The 22,410-nt window shown below is 42.1% G+C and carries 21 protein-coding genes; 12 read left to right on the top strand and 9 right to left on the bottom strand.

Annotated features, from left to right (window positions below):
- Nucleotides 1–112 precede the first annotated feature (112 nt).
- The 5 genes from folE (H6G77_RS05340) to H6G77_RS05320 form a co-directional block, all read right to left on the bottom strand.
- Nucleotides 113–766 (bottom strand): GTP cyclohydrolase I FolE, encoded by a 654-nt coding sequence (gene folE / locus H6G77_RS05340; RefSeq protein ID WP_190591586.1) that lies wholly within the window; start codon nt 764–766, stop codon nt 113–115.
- Between the two features lie 254 nt (nt 767–1,020).
- Nucleotides 1,021–2,061 (bottom strand): GTP-binding protein, encoded by a 1,041-nt coding sequence (locus H6G77_RS05335; protein ID WP_190591587.1) that lies wholly within the window; start codon nt 2,059–2,061, stop codon nt 1,021–1,023.
- 123 nt (nt 2,062–2,184) lie between these two features.
- Nucleotides 2,185–3,417 (bottom strand): FAD/NAD(P)-binding domain-containing protein, encoded by a 1,233-nt coding sequence (locus H6G77_RS05330; RefSeq protein ID WP_190591588.1) that lies wholly within the window; start codon nt 3,415–3,417, stop codon nt 2,185–2,187.
- Between the two features lie 29 nt (nt 3,418–3,446).
- Nucleotides 3,447–4,448, bottom strand: coding sequence for a porphobilinogen synthase (gene hemB, locus H6G77_RS05325; protein WP_190591589.1), 1,002 nt, complete (start codon nt 4,446–4,448; stop codon nt 3,447–3,449).
- A 192-nt stretch (nt 4,449–4,640) separates the two neighbouring features.
- A complete protein-coding gene (locus tag H6G77_RS05320) occupies nt 4,641–6,182 on the bottom strand; it encodes an FAD-dependent oxidoreductase (RefSeq protein WP_190871013.1) in 1,542 nt (513 codons plus the stop codon).
- A gap of 218 nt (nt 6,183–6,400) precedes the next feature.
- Between H6G77_RS05320 and H6G77_RS05315 the strand changes: the two genes are divergently transcribed.
- Nucleotides 6,401–7,570, top strand: a complete 1,170-nt coding sequence (locus H6G77_RS05315; RefSeq protein ID WP_190591591.1) for a serine/threonine-protein kinase — start codon at nt 6,401–6,403, stop codon at nt 7,568–7,570.
- 304 nt (nt 7,571–7,874) lie between these two features.
- On the opposite strand, the gene nifH is transcribed toward H6G77_RS05315, so the two are convergent.
- Entirely contained in the window at nt 7,875–8,765 is an 891-nt protein-coding gene (nifH, locus tag H6G77_RS05310) for a nitrogenase iron protein (protein ID WP_190591593.1), read from the bottom strand.
- 1,505 nt (nt 8,766–10,270) lie between these two features.
- On the opposite strand from nifH, the gene H6G77_RS05305 reads away from it, so the two are divergent.
- Nucleotides 10,271–11,008, top strand: a complete 738-nt coding sequence (locus tag H6G77_RS05305) for a dienelactone hydrolase family protein (protein WP_190871012.1) — start codon at nt 10,271–10,273, stop codon at nt 11,006–11,008.
- Between the two features lie 684 nt (nt 11,009–11,692).
- The gene (locus tag H6G77_RS05300; RefSeq protein ID WP_190871011.1) at nt 11,693–12,853 is read left to right on the top strand and encodes an extracellular solute-binding protein; all 1,161 of its coding nucleotides are present in this window, start codon (nt 11,693–11,695) and stop codon (nt 12,851–12,853) included.
- Between the two features lie 148 nt (nt 12,854–13,001).
- Here H6G77_RS05300 and H6G77_RS05295 read toward each other — a convergent pair whose 3' ends face one another.
- Nucleotides 13,002–13,523 carry a hypothetical protein gene (locus tag H6G77_RS05295; RefSeq protein WP_190591596.1) on the bottom strand — a complete coding sequence of 174 codons (522 nt, stop codon included), beginning with the start codon at nt 13,521–13,523 and terminating at the stop codon, nt 13,002–13,004.
- Between the two features lie 256 nt (nt 13,524–13,779).
- Nucleotides 13,780–14,607 (bottom strand): carbohydrate ABC transporter permease, encoded by an 828-nt coding sequence (locus H6G77_RS05290; protein WP_190591597.1) that lies wholly within the window; start codon nt 14,605–14,607, stop codon nt 13,780–13,782.
- A gap of 249 nt (nt 14,608–14,856) precedes the next feature.
- On the opposite strand from H6G77_RS05290, the gene H6G77_RS05285 reads away from it, so the two are divergent.
- The 5 genes from H6G77_RS05285 (at nt 14,857) to folE (H6G77_RS05265) (ending at nt 19,720) form a co-directional block, all read left to right on the top strand.
- On the top strand, nt 14,857–15,552 hold the full coding sequence (locus H6G77_RS05285; protein WP_190591598.1) for an aldehyde oxygenase (deformylating): 696 nt from the start codon (nt 14,857–14,859) through the stop codon (nt 15,550–15,552).
- Between the two features lie 209 nt (nt 15,553–15,761).
- Nucleotides 15,762–16,781, top strand: coding sequence for a long-chain acyl-[acyl-carrier-protein] reductase (locus H6G77_RS05280; protein ID WP_190591599.1), 1,020 nt, complete (start codon nt 15,762–15,764; stop codon nt 16,779–16,781).
- A 104-nt stretch (nt 16,782–16,885) separates the two neighbouring features.
- Nucleotides 16,886–17,866: an acetyl-CoA carboxylase carboxyltransferase subunit alpha gene (locus H6G77_RS05275; protein WP_190591600.1), complete on the top strand. Its 981-nt coding sequence runs from the start codon at nt 16,886–16,888 to the stop codon at nt 17,864–17,866.
- Nucleotides 17,867–18,219: 353 nt separating this feature from the next.
- Nucleotides 18,220–18,945, top strand: coding sequence for an SDR family oxidoreductase (locus H6G77_RS05270; protein ID WP_190591601.1), 726 nt, complete (start codon nt 18,220–18,222; stop codon nt 18,943–18,945).
- Nucleotides 18,946–19,012: 67 nt separating this feature from the next.
- Nucleotides 19,013–19,720: a GTP cyclohydrolase I FolE gene (gene folE, locus H6G77_RS05265; RefSeq protein ID WP_190591602.1), complete on the top strand. Its 708-nt coding sequence runs from the start codon at nt 19,013–19,015 to the stop codon at nt 19,718–19,720.
- 42 nt (nt 19,721–19,762) lie between these two features.
- On the opposite strand, the gene H6G77_RS05260 is transcribed toward folE (H6G77_RS05265), so the two are convergent.
- On the bottom strand, nt 19,763–20,395 hold the full coding sequence (locus H6G77_RS05260; protein WP_190670143.1) for a phosphoribosylanthranilate isomerase: 633 nt from the start codon (nt 20,393–20,395) through the stop codon (nt 19,763–19,765).
- A gap of 104 nt (nt 20,396–20,499) precedes the next feature.
- Between H6G77_RS05260 and psaK the strand changes: the two genes are divergently transcribed.
- The 4 genes from psaK to H6G77_RS05240 all read left to right on the top strand — a co-directional run bounded on the left by psaK (nt 20,500) and on the right by H6G77_RS05240 (nt 22,206).
- A complete protein-coding gene (gene psaK, locus H6G77_RS05255) occupies nt 20,500–20,751 on the top strand; it encodes a photosystem I reaction center subunit PsaK (RefSeq protein ID WP_190591604.1) in 252 nt (83 codons plus the stop codon).
- Nucleotides 20,752–20,975: 224 nt separating this feature from the next.
- Nucleotides 20,976–21,530: a CAP domain-containing protein gene (locus H6G77_RS05250; protein ID WP_190670141.1), complete on the top strand. Its 555-nt coding sequence runs from the start codon at nt 20,976–20,978 to the stop codon at nt 21,528–21,530.
- A gap of 76 nt (nt 21,531–21,606) precedes the next feature.
- Nucleotides 21,607–21,822 (top strand): hypothetical protein, encoded by a 216-nt coding sequence (locus H6G77_RS05245; protein ID WP_190591606.1) that lies wholly within the window; start codon nt 21,607–21,609, stop codon nt 21,820–21,822.
- Nucleotides 21,823–21,828: 6 nt separating this feature from the next.
- Nucleotides 21,829–22,206 carry a type II toxin-antitoxin system VapC family toxin gene (locus H6G77_RS05240; protein ID WP_190591607.1) on the top strand — a complete coding sequence of 126 codons (378 nt, stop codon included), beginning with the start codon at nt 21,829–21,831 and terminating at the stop codon, nt 22,204–22,206.
- The last annotated feature ends 204 nt before the right edge of the window (nt 22,207–22,410 follow it).

Genomic DNA, 22,410 nt, shown 5'->3' with positions numbered 1-22,410 from the left:
AAACTTATACCAATTTAAGAAAAGAATGCGACAAATAGAAATCAGGCAAGTCTTACTGGAGCTAGATTTCTTAGTTGCGTTAGCGAGGAACGAGCGTCATTGCGAATTGGTATTAGGAGTGAAAATTAACATTGTGTCGCACTAAATTCATAAACTCCTCACGAGTGCGTGCATCATCCGCAAACACACCGCGCATTGCACTTGTCACAGTCCAAGAACCGGGTTTTTGTACACCACGCATCACCATACACATGTGAGTGGCTTCGACTACAACCGCCACCCCTTGCGGTTTGAGTAAACCTTGTAACGCATCCGCAATTTGTAAAGTCAGACGTTCTTGGACTTGTAAACGGCGTGCATACATTTCACAAATACGCGCAATTTTTGATAATCCAATCACCTTACCATTGGGAATGTAGGCAACGTGCGCTCGACCGATAATCGGTAAAATGTGATGTTCGCAAGAACTGAAAATATCAATATCCCGAATTAATACCATTTCATTGGCATCTTCAGTAAAAACTGCTCCATTTAGCAGTTCATCTAGAGATTCATTATACCCTTTGGTGAGAAATTTCAATGCTTTTACAACACGCTTGGGAGTATCTATTAACCCTTCGCGGTCGGGGTTTTCTCCTAATCCAATTAGCAATGTACGTACAGCCTGCACCATTTCTGCTTCTGTAACAGTTGGCAATTGCTGAGTAGGTAAAGATGACACTACTTGAGTAGTACAAGTAGTATCGGGACGAATCGATAGAGTCATTGTTATTGGTTTAATTGGGATAAATTTATCAATTAGTTAATAGTTTCGTAGCTAGATATAACTATTAACTAATTTTGATAAGTAGGTGGACACAATTATTTAGAAGACGCATTTCGACTTCTCCCCAAGGGAGACGCTACGCGAACGCTCAATGCTCGTTAGGCTTACTAACAGAGGGTTGAGTGTAGTCGAAACTCGTTAATCTCAAGTTAATTTTAATTGAGTCTTTCTACTTAATAACTTAACAATATTAACTATAGCAAACATTTGTGAAGTTGTGTATAGATTTGGTTGCTATCCAACTTTCTACCGATAAACACTAGCTGATTTTTGGGTGTGTTTCTCCATTCATCAGCGTGTAAGTTGTAACGTGGCCCACTCAGTTGAAAAATATGGCGTAACTCGCTATCGCTAAACCACAAAATGCCTTTAGCACGAAATACGTTTTCTGGCATTTCTTCTGTGAGAAAGTTTTCAAATTTATTTACATCAAAAGGGCGATCGCTCTCAAAAGCAATAGAGACGAATCCATCATTTTCTAGATGATGAGAGTGATGTCCGTGATGGTGATGGTGATGATCATGGTCGTGATCATGATGTTCGTGGTGGTCATGGTGTTCATGTTCATGATCATCAATATATTCATGTTTAGGTGTTAAACCAACACCTAAAATCAACGGTAGTGGAACTTCACCAAATTTACTGTGTATAATTCTCGCACCATCTTTGACATCATGAATAAATTCTTCTACCTCTCGAATTTTTTCAGTAGTCGCTAGGTCAGTTTTATTCAGGAGAATCATATCACCATAAGTAATTTGTTTTAAAGCTGCTTCACTATCAAAGTGTTGCGGATTAAAAGCCTCGGCATCCACGACTGTGACAATGGAATCAAGGTTAGTTAAATCTCTGAGTTCTGTTCCCAAAAAAGTTAAGATAATTGGTAATGGATCAGCCACACCAGTCGTCTCAATTACCAGATAATCAATGCGGTCTTCTCTTTCTAACACACGATAAACAGCATCAACTAAACCATCATTGATAGTGCAGCATATACAACCATTACTTAACTCGACCATATCTTGGTCTAAAGAAACTAATAGTTGGCTATCGATATTAATATCGCCAAATTCATTAACTAAAACGGCAACTTTTAAATCATGTTTATTTTTGAGAATTTGATTGAGGAGTGTAGTTTTACCACTACCCAAAAATCCTGTAATAATTGTTACGGGCATTCCTTGTTTGGGAATATCAAAACTAGGATTGGTATTTGGTGCTGTTAGTTGGGTCATAATCGTCAGCGTTAAAAACGAGTTTCTACTGAGTCCAAAAAATGACTTAATTAAGTCATAATGATAATCGTTATCATATTAGCTCAAAAGCTGTCTAAATTGCCAAGGCTTAACGGCATTGCTTTAACTGGCTTTGGCTATACTCAGGCTGGGAGAAAAGGAGACACTTGGTTTGACAATGGCTGGAACAATTTTTTCGCAAGCCATTCTTGCACCTGATAAATTTCTGGCTGTTGGGCCTATTTGTAAAGCAGCGAGACCACCCATAATAAATAACTCACAGCCAGGCCAACGCAGACTAGTATCTAACACTGGCAAACCTTTGATGACGGGAGTTGGATAAGCTGCGAGGATATCTGTTAATAGGGGTTCAGTGGTGACATCAAATTTAGTCCCAGTGGAAAGCCAAATGTAATCAAACTCATGCTGGCTATGATCACTACATTCGACACGCCAATTTTCGCCTAACCATTCAGCTTTGATCACCTGACATTGTTCGTCAATTCTGATTTTACCAGTCCGCACTTGTCGCCGTAGTTGAGTTGCGATCGCGGGTGTCATTGAACCACCGTTTCTGGCTTGCTGAATCATCGTCCAGCGTTTTTCCCAATTTGATTGAGCAAAAAAATCTTTGAGATACTTTGGCCCCAACCATCCTGGTTCAGCATCAAACAACTTCTCTGCTAAATTTCGCCGAATCAGCAAATGCACCTTTGCACCGCGAAAAATTGCACCGATAGCCAAATGTCCACTTGTCAAACCACCACCGACAATCAAAACTTTCTTACCAGTCAAGTGTGATTTGCGTAAATCAATATTTTGTGAGTGGCAAAGTTTGTCTGGTGGGTAAGTTGTGGGGATTTCCTTAACCCAATTTGGTAATTGAATTTGAAAACCACCAGTAGCCAAGACAACCCGCCGAGCAATTACCTCTTGTCCATCTTGCAAATCAAGGCGAAATTTGGGACGTAAATTATCAACTAAAGGTGTAATACCCTTGACGGCCAGAGGAATTACTTGCTCTTGCAATTGCCAAACTTGAATCACATCTTGGCAAAAATCCTCAAATAACTTTGTCCCTGGTAAATCGTAGGGGGGAAATAATTCTTGAGGACGAGATTCAGCAAACTTGCGTAAAGCAAACGGGTTGGGGTCGGGATGATGGACGGCGGGAGAACGCAAATGGGGAATTTCTAAAGCGGCAAATTGCTGCTTCCAACCACTCAACCACATCCCACTAGGGTCAAGTACCGAAAATTTCCCCCTAATTGACTGCCGTTTTTGCAATAGATGAGTAGTTAAGGTGAGAGCATGAGGCCCTGCACCAACAATAGCCAAGTCAATGTTGTTAGTCATGGGACACTTTACACTTTACACTTCAAACTTCACACTTCATACTTCTTGATCAACGCTACGTCTTTGGCGAAGTAGGTCAAAATTAAATCTGCGCCGGCACGTTTCATGCTGGTCAAGGTTTCTAAAATTACTTTTTTTTCATCTATCCAACCCATTTGAGCGGCGGCTTTAATCATGGCGTACTCGCCACTGACGTTGTAGGCTGCTACTGGTAATTGGGTGGCTATGCGAATTTGTTGAATAATATCTAGATAAGCGAGAGCAGGTTTAACCATGACAATATCTGCACCTTCGGCAATGTCTAGTTCTACTTCTTTGATGGCTTCTCTAGCGTTGGCTGCATCCATTTGATAGGTCTTTTTATCACCAAATTTCGGGGCAGAATCTAACGCATCTCGAAAGGGGCCATAGTAGGCTGAGGCGTATTTAGCGGAGTATGCCAAAATCCCGACATTGATGTAACCTTCTGCATCTAAAGCCTGACGAATTGCCCCAATTCTCCCGTCCATCATGTCAGAAGGAGCAACAAAATCTGCTCCGGCGGCGGCTTGAGAAAGTGCCATTTTCACTAACACTTCTACCGTTGGGTCATTTAAAATTGTGCCTCGTTCATCAACTAAGCCATCGTGACCATGTGTAGTGAAGGGGTCAAGGGCGACATCGGTGATGACAACAATATCGGGAACAACTTGTTTAATGGCTTTGACTGTTTCTTGTACTAATCCTTCTGGGTTGTAGCTTTCTGTACCTGTGTCGTCTTTTTTATGTTCGGGGATGACGGGGAAAAGTGCGATCGCATTTATGCCCAAACTAGATACTTCGGCGATTTCTTTGAGTAATAAATCCAGAGAGTATCTATAACATCCTGGCATAGAAGCAATTTCTACTTTCTGCCCTTCGCCTTCCATCACAAACATCGGATAAATCAAGTCATCCACACTCAGAGTTGTTTCTCTCACCATCTGGCGCAACTTTTCAGTCCGACGCAACCGCCGGGGACGTTGGAGGAGGTTTAATGGTTTGACGGACATAGGCTGAAACTAAATTAAAATGATAATCATTATTATATAGCAGGAGGCAGAAGGCAGTGGTTCGGCTACTTCGGCTGCGCTCAGTACAAGTTCGCTCACCAACCAGGCAAGAGAAAAGTCTTAATATTCCTGGCATTCAAGCTTTCAAATTATCCTCACATCTCTGACTACCGCTATAAATTTATTGGTAAATTAAATACAACCAATATCCTTGAGCATTGCTAAATGCTGGCTGACGGGGGCGAGGGTATTGGCGACTATCATGCCACTGGCGGCGACGGCGGGCAAACCGATACCGGGGAATGTTGAGTCACCACAACACATTAAGCCGGATAGGGGTGTCAGGGAACTAGGGAATAAACCAACATCGGCAGAAATGGCTGGGCCATAAGAACCACGGTGACGGCGTAAAAAGCGTTCGTGAGTGAGGGGTGTACCAACCAATGTGATTTCGCAACGAGAGTGAATATCAGGAATGATTCGTTCTAGAGCTTGCCACATAATTTGAGAGCGCGATCGCTTTTGTTGTTCATACTCTGAACTTTTCCTGTCCATCCCTTCCCAAAGGCTATAGGGTTCATTCCCTGGGGTATAAACGTGAATCACATGCTTACCTGGAGGAGCAAGAGACGGGTCAATAACTGAGGGAATCGATACTAAAACCAGATTTTGCGGTGCAGTGATGCCTTTGTCCCAATCATTCACGATGATGTGGTGACAGGCTAAATTAGCTGGTAAACCTTGGGCATCAATACCTAAGTGGAGGTGCATAAAACTATCACACTCTGGTGTTGATTGGCGTTGGTGGCAAAACTTGTCTGGCAAGGCTTCTGGCGGGACTAACTTCAGTGTGTCCCAAACCGAGGCATTAGAAACTACAGCCCGCCGCGCCCGAATTTCTTCACCGTTACGCAAACGCACACCAATAGCCCGTTGATTTTTGACTAATACTTGTTCAATATGCGCCCCTAGTTTCAACTCACCGCCGTGTTTTTCCAACCCCTGCACCAAAGCATTCACTAAAGCACCACTCCCGCCAACTGGATAATCTAGCTGGACTCCTGGGCGATACCAGTCAGCAAACATAAACGCTACCTCTGCGGCGTTAGTTCCTGAAGCTGGTAGCCCAGAAAGGAGGAAACACAGCATATTCAGCCAATTGCGAATAAATGAGTCACTGACAACACCATCCATGATGCGAGAGAAAGACCCAGTTAATTTAAGGACATTGGCGGCGTGACGGGCTAAAGTAGGCGCAAAACGGCTGACGGTGATAGCTGCACCTATATCCAAACGTAACGCAGCCGGAGGCAGAGCGATCGCAGCCTGGGCTAGAGGAAGCATTACTTGTTGTAACTTTCGCCATTGAATGACCGCATCTTCCCCGCGTAGTCTGGCTAACACATCACAAAATTGTTCTGCCCCTACCGATGTGTCAAAATCACCCTCTGGTAAACAGCAACCCCAAGTATTGTAGTTAACGCAGGGAACTTGTGAACCAATAGCGTCTAAGACTTGCCGCAAAGGGTTAGGTGAAGGGCTGTAGGATAATCCTGAATACAGAGATGGCCCAGAATCAAATTTATATCCTTGACGTTCAAAAGCGTGGGCTGCACCACCAGCAATGGTATGACTTTCGCAGACAATCACATCAAAGCCATATCTAGCCAACATCGCCGCACAACTTAAACCACCAATACCGCTACCGATAACGACAACATCTGTTTGTTTCACAACTTTTCCCAAAACAAGAGCCAATCTTATTTGATTTATAGACTAATTGTGAAGTTAAGGAGTGGGGAGTGGGGAATTGGGAGTTGGGAAATCTAAAATCCAAAATTTTCTGGCTGTTGGGTGGTTTTTGGTAAACATCTGCCCCCAAACTCTCTGTGTAATGTCTATCCTGGAATAGTAGGGGAATCACCTTAGCGTAAATTGCCAGCAGGTGTTTGATGCTGCAAATAGAACAGATAATACACCACCGTTATCAAATCCAAAAGCAACTCGGTAATAATGGCATTCGCCAAACTTGGCTGGCCAAAGATTTACAAGCTGCTGATGGAGAAGAATCATTAGTTGTGGTCAAACTTTTGGCTTTCGGCGGAACTGTCCAGTGGGATGATTTGAAGTTGTTTGAGAGAGAAGCACAGATTCTCAAACAACTCAAACATCCGCGCATTCCGCAATACATTGATTACTTTTGTGTTGATGACCGGACATTATGGTTTGGCTTAGTCCAAGAATATATTCCTGGTGACTCACTCAAAGAAAAACTGGCAGTTGGTAAACGCTGCACAGAAAAGCACGCCCGGAAAATTGCGACTGAGGTTTTAAAAATTCTGATATATCTGCATGAGTTGAATCCTGGTGTTTTGCATCGGGATATCAAGCCCAGTAATTTAATTTGGGGTGAAGATAATCAGATATATTTGGTAGATTTTGGTGCAGTCCAAGATAAAGCGGCTAAAGAAGGCGTGACTTTTACGGTGGTTGGGACTTATGGTTATGCGCCGATGGAACAATTTGGTGGTCGGGCTGTTCCGGCATCTGATTTGTATGCTTTGGGCGCATCGTTAATACATTTATTAACGGGTATTCCCCCTGGTGATTTACCGCAACAAGATTTGCGGTTGCAATTTGCTGATAAAGTTAACGTCAGTCCTAGCTTTGTGCGCTGGTTACAAAAGATGACTGAACCTGCGCCGGAAAACCGCTTTAGTAATGCCCGCCAAGCAATTGAGACTTTAAAATCTAATCTGACTGTTAAACCTGTCAGCAAAAATATAATTAATAATTCTGGTTGTGGGATTAATTCTACAGAACCAGTACCAGAAGAGATTTTGGGATGGAATTGGGGGGCTTTTTTATTACCTTGGTTATGGTTATGGACTAATCAGGTATGGTGTGGCTTATTTTGTTTTGTACCGCAGATTGGTTGGTTTATGGCGATCGCAATGGGAGCAAAAGGCAATGAATGGGCTTGGAGAAGTAGACAATGGCGCAGTATTGAACATTTTAAAGAACATCAACGCGGTTGGGCGATCGCGGGAATCCTCGTCGGCGCACCCATAAGTTTAATTTTGTGGATTACTGCATTTCTCGCGTTGAAGTCAATATTTTAGGACTTACGCATCAAAACGAAAAATCAAGGGTTTTGTTGAGGGTGTAGAGGTACAGGGGTATAGGGGTATAGGGGTGTACTGATTCATAATCCTTACACCCCAAACCCTTTCACCCTTACACCCAATCTCCACAGATAATCTTTGTGCGTAAGTCATGTAATTATTCAACGGAGTCCAATTAGCAGAAGGAACAAACGCTGCCCAATAGTAGCTGCAAAAAAGTAATCATGAAAAAAACCAGAACCCCGGTTTTGATAAAAACGAGGTTCTGGTTGCTTAGAAAGACTTGATGACTACATCAAAATTACTTGGTGCTTTCAGCAGCTGTACCAATCATTTTGGCAGCATTTTCTTCACTTTCGAGAATACCGAACTCAATCAACAATTCTTCTAATTCTTCCATTTCAATTGGGGTAGGAATTTTGAGATTTTCGTTGTTGATGATTTTGTTAGCCAAGGTGCGGTATTCGTTAGCTTGGTTGCTGTCGGGTGCGTACTCGTTCACTGTCATCCGGCGCAATTCAGCGTGTTGAACAATATTGTCACGGGGTACAAAGTGAATCATTTGGGTGTTCAACCGTTTTGCCAAGGTTTCGATGAGTTCGTGTTCCCGGTCTGTCTTACGGCTGTTACAAATCAAACCACCCAAACGCACACCACCGGAGTGAGCGTATTTCAAAATACCACGAGCGATGTTGTTTGCAGCGTACATCGCCATCATTTCACCTGATGTCACGATGTAGATTTCTTGTGCTTTGTTTTCGCGGATAGGCATTGCGAAACCACCACATACAACGTCGCCTAATACGTCATAAGATACGAAGTCAACGTCTTGGTAAGCACCATTTTCTTCTAAGAAGTTAATGGCGGTAATAATACCACGACCCGCGCAACCTACACCGGGTTCAGGGCCACCAGACTCTACGCATTTCACACCACGGAAACCGGTGAGCATGACTTCTTCGAGTTCTAAGTCTTCTACTGCACCACGTTCAGCAGCCAAGTGTAATACTGTAGTTTGTGCTTTAGAGTGCAGCATCAAACGGGTGGAGTCAGCTTTAGGGTCGCAACCTACAATCAGGATGCGTTGACCCATTTCTGCCATCGCTGCCAAGGTGTTTTGAGAAGTGGTAGATTTACCAATACCGCCTTTACCGTAGAAAGCGATTTGTCTGATTTTTTTGTCAATACTCATGGTTGGTGTTTTCCTGTGATGATTTTGATTGCCAATTTGAAAAGTCAATAGTGGTTAAAGGCTACATACTTGAGAATTTGTCTTTCAGGAATATTGCAAGTATTACCAAATGCAGATTCAGATAAATCTCAAGAGATGAAATTGGTATTTGTAGCCTGGCTGCTATTGGGTGTGTGCAGAAATTTCATCTCATGAAAAGCAAAGTTGCGAAAAGCTAGACATACACATTGCAGGTTGGTGTAATTAAATCCCCATCGGTTGCTCAAGCCTTAAGAATGGTGACAGTGGCAATAGACATTTCCCTAGGTTTTGATAAACCCAACCAACCAAAATTGCACTCCACTCTGAATGGCTATTATTTACAACTTTCCTGTTTTGGATGTGTCAACATTTCTCAAAACTTCTGCTGTTAGTTGCTGTTTTGGTATTGCTAACAAATATTGCTGAAAATTACTCAATTTGCTAGTAACTAATGCAGTAAAATCAATCTTTTATGACAAAGAGAGAGTTAATTTGGCTTGCATTATTTTCAGTAACCGTGCTAATTTCTTTTAGATTGCCAGCTTGTACTAAGAGTCTTTCTTCCCAGGCTCCTAGAGTAATTTTTTCTGGCTGATAATACTAGCTTGTATAGCCAATTATTACTAGTAATTATCTAAGCAAGTTATCACTGACTTCAAGTTTGTACTGAGGTTACAATCCTATTTATCTGGCTGATTTCTATCGTTAGCAAAAAGCGTCACGATATTGAAGTGGATTTACCAGAGCAAAAGGACTTTATTGAGGTAAACTCAATATTTTTCTTGAAGTCTTTTGCGTTCTTGCTTTTTGATTCCTATAGTCAGCTTAACACCGTTTGATTAATTTATTTATCAAAGTTTGAAGTATTTTTGCTTTTATTTGATGATGCTGAATAAATATTTTACTTAGATATGAGTGCTGTCATGAGATTGATGAGATTATAAAGTTTTGGCTGACATTTTAATTTTTCTGGTTTGTTTAATTTGAACTTATTAGGACTTACGCAAAAAAACGAAAAAATAAGGTTTTATAACAGGGTACAGGGGTATGAGGGTGTAAGGGTGTAAGTATCCACAACCCTTACACCCCATACCCTTTCATCCTCACACCCAATCCCCACAGAAAATTTTGATGCGTAAGTCCTGCTTATAACACAAGTCAGTTAGAAGTCTGAATGTTACCTAAATAGAATTTAGGAGTCAGGAGTCAGAATTCAGAAGAAATTATGTACGACACTTCCCTAAACTTAGTGCATCACCGGCGGATGAATAAGCGGTTTTAATACCCCTGGCTCTTGTTCTGACTCCTGAATTCTGACTTCTGAATTCTTCTGCAATGTATTTAGATATTTTGACAAGATGAGTTTTTTACCTAATTTTAAATGTATCTTTATTGCTGTTGTGATCCGTTCGCTCTACTATCCCGATATCATCACTTAATTCTGTAAAAGCTAATGAAAACAATTATGACTGGGAGCCAAACAAGTGCAAATCACTAAGCGCAATGTTGAGTTAAGGGTAGATGACAGCTTAATGCGGGTGTATGTCGCCTCTCCCAAGCCAGCCGGAACTTATCCAGCCATTTTGTTTTACAGTGATATCTATCAATTAGGTAGTCCGATGATTCGCCTGGTTAACTACCTAGCCGGGTTTGGTTATGTTGTCGCCGCACCCGAAATTTTTCACCGCTTGGAAACCGTTGGTACAGTCATTGAACCGGATGATTTGGGGAGAATGCGGGGTAATGATGATGCACGCAGAACAGCGATCGCAGAGTATGATGCAGATTGTCGCGCTGTGATTGATTTTCTCAAAACCGACGCGGCGGTTAACCCCGATAAAATTGGCACTCTCGGCTTTTGCATCGGCGGACATTTATCTTTTCGCGCCGCCTTCCACAGTGAAATCAAAGCTGCGGTTTGCTGTTACCCGACTGGTATCCCCAGTGGCAAACTTGGTCAAGGCATAGCAGATACTATTCATAGAGTGAGTGAAATTAAAGGCGAATTACTGCTGATACTTGGTACTCTTGACCCTCACATTCCCGAAAGCGATCGCCATACATTAATTAAAGCAATTACAGATGCCAATATACCTCATCAAGTATTCTTATACGAAGCCGAACATACATTTATGCGCGATGATGGTTATCGCTACGATGCTGTTGCAGCTACCTCCGCTTGGTTAGAAATCACCACGTTCTTAGCCAAAATATTTCCTTAGAGATCATAGGGGTGTGGGAAGTGTGGGAAGTGTGGGAAGTGTGGGAAGTGTGGGGAGGGGGGAAAGATTTCATCATCCTCCGACTCCTCCCACCCCTCTCACACCCCTGGATTTCTCAACAAGAGAGAATCCAGGTTTAATGAAGGGTGACTGCCCTCATTCAATCTCACACCGTCTATGTTATTGTTTCACCAGAAATATTAGGATGCTTTACGCTTTGCCTCCATGACTGGGAGGCATTTATTTTGGGAATAATACTGCCTTGAAAGTAGGGAGTAGGGAGTCGAGAATGGGGAAAAGAATAGAACTTACGCCAGAACACGAAAAATGAGGTTTTTAGAGAAGGGTTTAGAAGTATGAAGGTGTAAGGGGGTAGGTTTTCAAAACCCTTACATCCCTAAAACCTCAATCAAACCTTTAATTTTGCCTATCACTGCATACATCCTACTCCCCACTCCCTATCTGACAGGTGTAGGTTTTTTACGTTATGCCCCAAAAACCTTGATTTAGGGTGTAGGGGTGTAAGGGTGTGAGGGGGGTGGAACTCTGATTAAATCGTGATTTTTAGAGTCGCTACTCATCACTCTGTTAAAAACCTACACTTGTGAGCCACTCTCTATTCCCTCACTTTTAACTGCAATGTAAGACAATAGTCTAGAATCTAAGTTTACATATCCAAAATCAATGGATCGACGCTCATTTTTACTCAGTGTAAGTGGATTGGCACTGTCGCAACTGCTGGTGGGGTGCGAGAATAAAAACCAAACTAAACTCAGCGTTCAGTTATTAAAAAATTCTATTCCTGCTCAAGTAGTTGATCAATTTAGCCAATTTTTGCAGCCAAAGCCAAAGTTAAAATTCTCTCCCGTTGAGCAAATTCAAAATTTATATCAACAATTGCAACATTGGCAAGAACAAGCAAAAACCAACGATAAACAAAATTGGACGCGCTGGATTCCATTTATTAATTCCCAAACAACCGATGTAGTAGACTTGGTAAGTTTGGGAGATTACTGGCTAAAAAGTGCCATTGAACAAAAATTAATTCAACCGCTAGAAGCAGCAGAAGTCCAACAATTAAAATCTTGGTCGAATTTGGACGAAAGATGGCGACAATTAGTAACGCGCAATGAACAAGGAAACTTAGATCCTCAAGGAAAAGTCTGGGCTGCGCCTTATCGTTGGGGTAGTACAGTGATTGTATACGATCGCCAGAAATTTCAAGAATTAGGCTGGCAACCCCAAGACTGGAGTGATTTATGGCGGGATGGGTTGCGATCGCAAATTTCTTTACTCGATAATCCTAGAGAAGTAATCGGTCTAGCATTGAAGAAACTCGGACAATCTTACAACACCGAAAACCTCGACACCGTACCTAACCTGGAAAAAGAACTGCAAACCTTAAACCAACAAGTAAAATTCTACAGTTCTAACAACTACCTCGAAGCTTTAATTACAGGAGATACTTGGTTAGCCGTTGGTTGGTCAAGTGATGTATTACCAATTTTGTCACGTTATCCCCAACTTAATGTAGTCATCCCCAAATCAGGAACAGCCATTTGGGCAGATTTATGGGTACGCCCCACTAAAGCCAGCAAAAACGACATATCATCTAAGTGGATTGACTTTTGTTGGCAACAGGAAATCGCCAAACAAATCACCACCAAAACTAAAACCAATTCACCAATTATTTCTGATATTAAAATTACTGATATTGCCGAACCAATACAGAGTTTATTACAAACAAATCAGCAAGTTTTCCCGAAAAGTGAATTTTTACTGCCATTATCGGCATCAACAACAAAACAGTATGAATCTCTGTTTACTAAAATCAAGACAAGTTAATTAAGTAGTTGAGAGAAGGCAGGAGGCAGTGGTTCGACTTCGCTCACCAAGCAGGCAGAAGGCGGGAGGCAAGAAAATTTTAGTTTAATTAACCTAAAAATACTAATAACATTTTCACCTGTAACCTATCACCTATCACCTATCACCTTCATTCAGACGATTGCTGTAATACTAATCTATTTAAAGAATTAATTTGAATGCGGCATGATGTTGGATTAGTTTGAAAGTTACAGGTATAACTCCCTAAAAGTTCCTGCTGATAATTAAACACCCGCAAATTATAAACATCCTTTCGGGCAACATTGCCGAGGCGATTTATAAAACTGTAGCGTTCTAGATAATCTAGTATGCTCCAAACTTGTTGATTGACAATTACATCTACTCTTCCGGGTGTGGTTGCAGTAGCAGGATACGCTATCCAATTATCCAACAACTTACTTTCAGAATTAGCTTGCGCTAACCATAAACTTGGAGTTGTTAATCCTTGTGGGTTAATGGTGTTAGCTGTAATTACATTGCTGTTGGGTTTAGTTAATAAATCTAGTTCCAACGGCGCATCTGAAGGTAAGGGAACGGCAGCTATTTCTGCTAATGAAGGAGAAATTGGTAACAGCAAAATTGCACCCAAGCTGAAACCCAAAAGTATTGGCAAAGATTTTTGGCAAGACATAGACTAACACCCTTTGCTGATTTAGCAGTCCTATTTGATGGGGAGAGGAGAGGGACAAGGGAGACAAGGGAGACAAGGAAGAGGAGGGGAAAATGGATGGTATTTGATATCTAAAAAAGTTTTTTATTTGGTCATTTATCACGAGTTGTCAGACTATTTTAAGTTGCTTCATCTAGTGCGCTGCAATTACCGACTTACTACTACCTTGTCCCCCTTGTCCCCCTTGTCCCCCTTCCCTCATCCTCACTTCCCAACATCAATTCTTGATTCCCGTTGTAGCAATTCCCCGAATAAATTGACGCTGACCAATTAAAAATAGTGCCATCACTGGTACGGTTGCAATTGTTACGGCTGCCATCATCAAAGGCCAGTTGTTGGTAAATTGTTCTTGAAACTCGGCTAATGCCAACTGTACGGTTCTTAATTCGGGGCGTGTGGTAAATACCAAAGGCTTAAACAAATCATTCCATTCCGCAATAAAGGTGAATAAAAACAACGTCACCAAAGCCGGACGGGCTAAAGGTAATAACACCCGCCATAAGATTTGTAACCTGTTTGCCCCGTCAATGATGGCTGCTTCTTCTAGTTCTACCGGAATTGTCTGAAAATATTGGCGTAAAAGAAATATGCCAAAGCCATTGACAGCCGTGGGTAAAATCAGCGCCCCATAGGTATTAATTAAGTGTCCCCACTTCAACACCAAAAATATAGGTATAACTAACAGCTGAAAAGGAATCACTAGGGTTGCTAAAACAACTAACAGCAATGCTTGTCTGCCACGAAATTTCAATCTTGCCAAGGCGTAACCAGCCAAAGCAGAGGTGATTAGCTGAAATGCGGTGACTGCGATCGCTACTACAGTAGAATTAGCAAAAGCTAAAAGGAACTTCCCGCGCTGCCACGCATCATGATAATTATCTAACGACCAATTTCGCGGCATCGTGATATCTGGAGTCGCGCCAGGGGGTGCAAAAGAAGTGAAAAACACAACAAATAGCGGTAGCAAGACAATGAATGCGCCTAACAGCAGTACCGCTAAACTAAAAATATCGCCAGATTTGAGATGCCAACTTGATTTCATCATAAGTGTGAGATAGCAGAGCTTAGGGGCTAGAGGCTAGGGACTAGCGAGAAACTTAATTATTGACTCTTGACGATTAAATCGACTCTCTGCATTTGTTTCTTTAGTACTAGAGTATCGCCCCCAGCAAAAGCTAATCTATTACATAGTGACTTGTTAAGTTAAATTAAACAACAGTGAAGATTGCCCTAAAATGACAGGGTAAATTAAGCGTTAGTATCAAATGATTCATTTTACAGGAGTGACGATACCATGCAGCAGTTAGCAGATGGATTAGAAATAGATTTCCAAAGTGAAACATATAAAGATGCCTATAGTCGCATTAATGCGATCGTGATTGAAGGGGAACAAGAAGCTTATGAGAATTACATTAAACTAGCTGAACTGCTGCCTGATCATAGTGATGATTTAATTCGCTTGTCGAAAATGGAAAGCCGCCATAAAAAAGGCTTTGAAGCTTGCGGCCGCAATTTAAACGTGACACCAGATTTGCAATTTGCTAAGGAGTTTTTTGCACCTCTGCACGATAACTTTAAAGTCGCCGCCGCCCAAGGTAAGGTTGTCACCTGCTTACTGATTCAATCTTTGATTATTGAATGTTTTGCGATCGCGGCCTACAACATCTACATCCCTGTTGCTGATGCTTTTGCCCGCAAAATTACTGAGGGTGTAGTCAAAGATGAGTATAGTCATTTAAACTTTGGTGAAGTTTGGCTGAAAGCTAACTTTGAAGCCTCCAAAGCTGAACTAGAAGAAGCAAACCGCCAAAACCTACCCATTGTTTGGAAAATGCTCAACCAAGTAGCGACCGATGCTGAAGTGTTAGCAATGGAAAAAGAAGCTTTAGTCGAAGACTTCATGATTCAATACGGTGAAGCTTTAAGTAACATTGGCTTCACAACCAGAGATATCATGCGCTTATCAGCCTACGGACTCTCAGCTGCTTAAACAAGTATGAAGGATGAAGCATGAGGAATGAAGGTTAAAAAAGAACTCAAAAGTCAGAATTAAATTCACCATTTTGCTAAAATTCCAGACTTTACACTTCATACTTCATACTTCATACTTCACACTTTGTTGTATTTTTAAGGTTAGGTATTCTCACTTACCCACTCAATTCCACGCTTTCGACGCAGCAAACGCCTAATACACACTACATGTTTGGTCTAATTGGACATCTGACTAGTTTAGAACACGCTCAAGCGGTAGCTCAACAATTGGGATACCCAGAATATGCCGATCAAGGTCTAGATTTTTGGTGCAGCGCCCCGCCGCAAATTGTTGATCACATTAAAGTTACCAGTTTGACTGGAGAAACAATCGAAGGCAAGTACGTAGAATCATGCTTTTTGCCAGAAATGCTGGCAAATAGACGAATTAAAGCGGCAACTCGCAAAATTTTAAATGCAATGGCTCATGCTCAAAAGCATGATATAGATATCACGGCTTTAGGCGGTTTTTCATCAATTATTTTTGAAAACTTTAATTTAGAGCAGTTCAGCCAAGTCCGTAACGTCACATTAGAGTTTGAACGCTTCACTACAGGTAATACACACACTGCTTATATTATCTGTCGGCAAGTAGAGGCAGCTGCCAAACAAGTTGGAATTGAACTGTCGAAAGCAACAGTGGCTATCTGTGGTGCAACTGGGGATATTGGTAGTGCAGTCACACGTTGGCTAGATGCCAAAACAGATGTCAAGGAAATTCTGCTCATCGCCCGTAACCAAGAACGCCTGCAAAATTTACAAGACGAACTAGGGCGGGGCAAAATTATGGCCTTAGAGGCAGCCTTACCCGAAGCTGATATTGTGGTTTGGGTGGCAAGTATGCCCAAAGGGGTAGAAATTGACCCCAAGATGTTAAAACAACCTTGTGTCCTGATTGATGGCGGCTATCCCAAAAATTTAGCGACAAAAATTCAACATCCTGACGTTCATGTACTCAACGGTGGCATTGTTGAGCATTCTTTGGATATTGACTGGAAAATCATGAAAATCGTCAATATGGAAGTGCCAGAACGTCAGCTATTTGCTTGTTTCGCCGAAGCGATGCTACTGGAATTTGAGAAGTTACATACGAACTTTTCTTGGGGGCGTAATCAGATTACCGTAGACAAAATGGAGCAGATTGGTCAAGCATCGGTGAAACATGGCTTTAGACCTTTGCTGCTTTAACAAAGTCAAAAGTTAAAAGTTAAAAGGTAAAAGAATGTTTTTACTTTAGCCTTTTTACTTTTTACTTCTTTAATCCCCAATCCCTAGTTCCTCATCCCTAAATTATGGCCACTACCGAGCGTAAACCACTACTGTTGGATTTTGAAAAGCCGTTAGCCGAACTCTCAAACCGCATTGAGCAGATTCGGCAACTAGCAGAAGAAAATGGTGTTGATGTATCTGGCGAAATTCGCAAGCTAGAAGCACGCGCCACAAAACTGCGTGAGGAGATTTTCAGTACATTATCTCCGGCTCAAAAGGTACAAGTCGCCCGTCATCCCCGTCGCCCCAGCACGCTGGATTATATTCAGGCAATTACCGATGAATGGATGGAGTTGCATGGCGATCGCTGTGGGACTGATGATCCGGCTTTAATTGCTGGTGTCGCTCGTTTAGGTGGGCAACCAGTAGTGATGTTAGGTCAACAAAAAGGGCGTGACACTAAGGATAACATTGCGCGGAACTTCGGGATGGCGGCTCCTGGTGGTTATCGCAAGGCAATGCGGCTGATGGAACATGCCAATAAATTTGGAATGCCGATTTTAGCTTTTGTGGATACACCAGGCGCTTTAGCCACCGTCGCCGCCGAACATCAAGGCGCAGGTGAAGCCATTGCCTATAACCTCCGGGAAATGTTTAGCTTGGATGTACCAATTATCTGCACAGTGATTGGTGAAGCAAGTTCTGGTGGGGCGCTAGGGATTGGGATTTGCGATCGCCTACTGATGTTTGAACATGCTGTTTACACTGTGATCAGCCCTGAAGGTTGTGCCGCAATTCTTTGGAAAGATGCCGGCAAAGCACCCCAAGCTGCTATGGCTTTAAAAATTACTTCCCATGATTTAAAAAATTTAGGGATTATTGACCAAATTTTGTCAGAACCTATTGGTGGCGCTCACTCTGACCCCTTAGAAGCCGCAACCACCCTTAAGCAAGCCCTTTTAGATAACTTAGATGAACTCAAACAGTTAACATCCCAAGAAAGACGGCAACTGCGTTACGATAAATTCCGCAAAATCGGTGTCTTTACAGAAATTCCCCACTAGCAAACCCAAGCTAGGTCATTAATTCAAGAGCAATGCTATAATTGCCTGTGGTTCTTAAAGATTTTTAACAATCTTTTTAACCACAGGCATTTGTATTTTTGATTAATCGACTCACTTAAACGAGAGATTTCGTTTAGTTTTGCGAGTAGACAGCCTAAACTCCCAGATGAAGACTTAATTTTCATCTTTGGGATGTATTTTATTGGGTAAAATTTCCCATACTGACAATTCAATATAGCAATTGTCAAAAAAAATTATCGGAATTTAAGGTTACTTTAATGTGGCCCATCCGAAAGACTTAAATAATTTGGTGGCAAAGGGCTGGGGTCACTGCCAAAAAAATGGGGGAAAGCATGGGTAGTAAGCAGAAACAACGCGCCCTGATTACTGGGGCGAGTAGCGGAATTGGCAAAGCAACAGCCTTGGCATTTGCCAAAGCTGGCATAGATGTTGCCTTAGTCAGCCGTTCTTTAGATAAATTAGAGGCGGTAGCAACAGCAGCCAAGGAAAGCGGAGTAGAAGCTCAAGCATACTCCCTAGATTTAGCCGATTTACCCCAAGTAGCAGCGAAAATTACCGCGATCGCCCAAGATTTTGGCAACATAGATATTTTGGTCAATAACGCCGGAATAGGCTATACAGGGAATTTAAGCGACACAAGCTTAGAAGACTGGCAAAAAGTTATTAACATCAATCTCACCAGTGTATTTGAGTGCATCAAAGGAATTTTACCGGGAATGCGCGATCGCAGCACAGGCACAATTATCAACGTAGCCTCAATCGCTGCCAAGCAAACCTTTGCTGGATGGGGAGCCTATTGTGTTAGCAAAGCCGGACTTCTAGCCCTTTCTCAAACCCTGGCTCAAGAAGAACGCGCCCACGGTATCCGTGTCACGGTCATTTGTCCTGGTTCTGTGAATACAGAAATTTGGGACACAGACACCGTTCACGCCAACTTTGACCGTTCAAAAATGTTAACTCCAGAAATTGTGGCACAGTCAATTCTCCACACTGTCTTATTGCCACCACAAGCAGTGATTGATGAATTGGTTCTGATGCCCAATGCAGGCACATTTTGAGTGCTGAGTGCTAAGTGCTGAGTGCTGAGTATCGCAAACATCCAACAAACTAACTAAAAATTACATCATGACTATTGCTAGTTCTAACGGTTCCAATCGTTTTCAATCTCCTCTGATTTCTGATTTGGCAGATGCCATCAATACCAGACCCGATCGCAACACCCACGACGGCAGACAACCGGATTTGCACCCGCCTTCTGAGGAACAGATGGAGCAAATGATGGATGCTGTCAGAAACATCATAGTCGGTGTTGGGGAAGACCCTGAACGTGAAGGATTGCTGAAAACTCCCAAACGTGTGGCGGAAGCAATGCGGTTTCTCACCAGTGGCTATAACCAATCTTTAGACGAACTATTGAACGGTGCCATTTTCGATGAAGGACATAACGAAATGGTACTCGTGCGAGATATTAACTTTTTTAGCCTCTGTGAACATCACATGCTACCTTTTATGGGCAGAGCGCATCTTGCTTATATTCCTAATCAAAAAGTTGTGGGCTTAAGTAAGTTAGCCCGGATTGTGGAAATGTATTCTCGCCGTTTGCAAGTCCAAGAAAGGTTAACCCGCCAAATCGCCGAAGCAATTCAAACGATTTTGGAACCTCAAGGTGTAGCGGTAGTCATGGAAGCCACTCACATGTGTATGGTAATGCGCGGTGTGCAGAAACCCGGTTCTTGGACTGTTACCAGTGCCATGCTAGGCGTATTCCAAGATGAACAAAAAACCCGTGAAGAATTCTTCAACTTGATTCGCCATCAACCATCATTCTTTTAAGTAGGGAATGGGGAATTGGGAGTAGGGAGTAGGGAAAATTCACTACTCCCTACTCGCTAACTTCTGAAATAACTCAGCTACTTTATTTAAATCTTTATTTCCTGGTTGAATTTCGACCCCGCTAGATAAATCGATACCGTCAGGGTTAACCAGACTTAAAGCTTCTAAGATATTTGCTGGGGTTAATCCACCAGCTAAAAACCACGGCGTGCCGGGGTGGAATTTTTCTAGCATTGCCCAATCTAAAGTTTTGCCTGTACCCCCTAACTGTTGGGGATGATAAGCATCAAGTAATAAAGTATCTACGTGTTGAGCGTAAATAGCGGCTGGTTCCAGGTGGTCAAGGCTGCGTATCCTCATTGCTTTGAGAATTTCGACATGGGGGAGATTTTGCCTGAGTTGGTAACAAAATTCTGGTGATTCGTCTCCGTGTAACTGTACACCAGTTAAACCGCCATCTTGAACTATGTGGTTAATCTCCGAAATGTCAGCGTTAGCAAAAACGCCGATTTTATCAATGTTATCTGGTAATTGGGTAACGACTGCGCGGATTTGGGTGGCAGTTACGTAACGAGGTGAACTAGGTACACAAATAAATCCTAGGGCAGTTGCGCCTAAAGATGCGATCGCAGTTGCTTGTTTTGGCTGAGTGATGCCACAGATTTTAACCCGCATGGTTCTAAAGAGCGAATTTTTGCTAACAATCTTTGGTTGCTGACTCACTAATTCTATAATTTGGGAGGTTTTATGAATTTTTTCATTTAGGAGACCAAATCTAGATGTTATCAAATTTACTGGCAGCAGCAGCTAATGTCCCCGCTACCCCTGCGTGGACTCCTACCGTTGGCATCATTATTAGCGTTACCAGCGTGGTTATTCTGTTGTTATCTACCCGCATTGAGCAGCCCCAAGTTGGGCCTAAATTACCAGGATTGCCAGTGAGTGTTACCACCTTTATCGCGGCTATGGCTTTTGGTCACATTGTTGGCATTGGTATTGTTTTAGGACTGACTAATATTGGTCGCCTATAAATCACCGATAACAGAGGAGTGAGAGAATCTCACAATCTCATACTCTGAAACTCATTCTTGTTCTTTCTCCAGCAATGCAACTCTCAAATCTAGGTCAGTTGAATTTGGCGATTTTTGTTACCTTAAGAACAGAACTCACAGCAACTTCATCATGACAGCTAAATTGATAGTTCTTGTCTGGAGAAAGAATTATGCAGGTGAGGTAATTGGGTTGTGATAAGTAGATGCAAAATAAACTACCTCATATCTTATGGTTAGCTTCAGCCGCGATCGCACTTTTGGTAAGTGGCTGCGAAGAAATGCTAAAATATCTGCCGCCATTACCCGACATTGAATTACCATCTCAGCAACCACCCCAACCTGTAATTCCGCCAGCCTCTGCCAAAATTGCAGACATGGAAGCCGCAGTCCGCCAAGGTATCAACAAAGTCAGGCAAGAAAATGGACTTCAGCCCCTGCAAAATAACGAAAAACTCACCCAGGTAGCTCGCAACTACAGCCGCCAAATGGCGCAGCAAAAATTCTTCAGTCACACTGGTGCTGATGGTAGCACCTTAAAAGACAGAATAAGTGCAGGGAGAATCTCTTATTTGATGGTAGGAGAAAACTTATTTACCTGTACGAATGTACCGCAACCTGTACCAGCCGCCATTAAAGGTTGGATGAATAGTCCTGGACATCGGGCTAATGTTCTGCGTCCAGTGTTTCAAGAGACTGGTGTGGGAATTTGGCGAGTTGGGAATACATACTACATGACGCAGTTATTTTTGCGACGTTAGTTTATAAGGAAGAATTCAGAAATCAGGAGTCAGAATTCAGTATGGTTAAAATCAATGAATGTAGGAGGTAAGCTATATGTTAAAAACAATCCAAGGAATTTATAAAAACGGCAAAATTGAATTAGCTGAAACCCCACAAGGTATAATCGAAAGTTTAGTGTTCGTCACTTTCTTAGAAACTAAACCCAGCCGATGGCCAGAAATAATTATGCAACATACAGGTGTAAAAGAAAGTATTATCTTTGAATCATACCGGGATGAACTAATACCACCAAACGCAATAGAACTGTAATTATGTATGGGTTATCTACTAGATACTTGCGTAATTAGTGATTTTGTTAAAGGAGAAAAAAACACCCTCAAGCGAATAAAATTAATCTCGCCCACTGAAATTTTTGTTTCATCTCTAACAGTTATGGAGGTGAAATATGGATTAGCCATCAACCCACAACGCGCTGTTAAAATCCAACCAATGATTGAAATCTTACTAAGTTCAGTTGCAATTTTACCTTTTGACTCCAAAGAAGCAGAACAGGCAGCCCACATCAGAAGCTTTCTGAAATTAGCAGGTTCACCTATTGGTGCTTATGATGTACATCACATTATGGTGACATCTAATGTCCAGGAATTTCAAAGAGTACCTAACTTGCAAATCGAAAATTGGCGTTCTGTGTGAATAGCTCATTCCTGAAAGATTGTATATAAGGAAATATAAATCAAGCAAAATCAGGCGATGCCTGCGGGGGTGTAGCTATCGCTCTATGTTAAATTAAGAACTTTTCTTTTTTCCTCAATCTAAGGTTCAAGAGTGTTACTTTACAGTTGCAATCGCGCTAATGGTAAAGTCACATCCAGACTCAGGATAGGTGCAGCGATCGCA

Origin of the sequence: Aulosira sp. FACHB-615, from assembly GCF_014698045.1 — a bacterium.
Classification (GTDB): domain Bacteria; phylum Cyanobacteriota; class Cyanobacteriia; order Cyanobacteriales; family Nostocaceae; genus Nostoc_B.
Note: the sequence above shows the minus strand (reverse complement) of the source record. Positions and strands in the feature narration are given on the sequence as shown.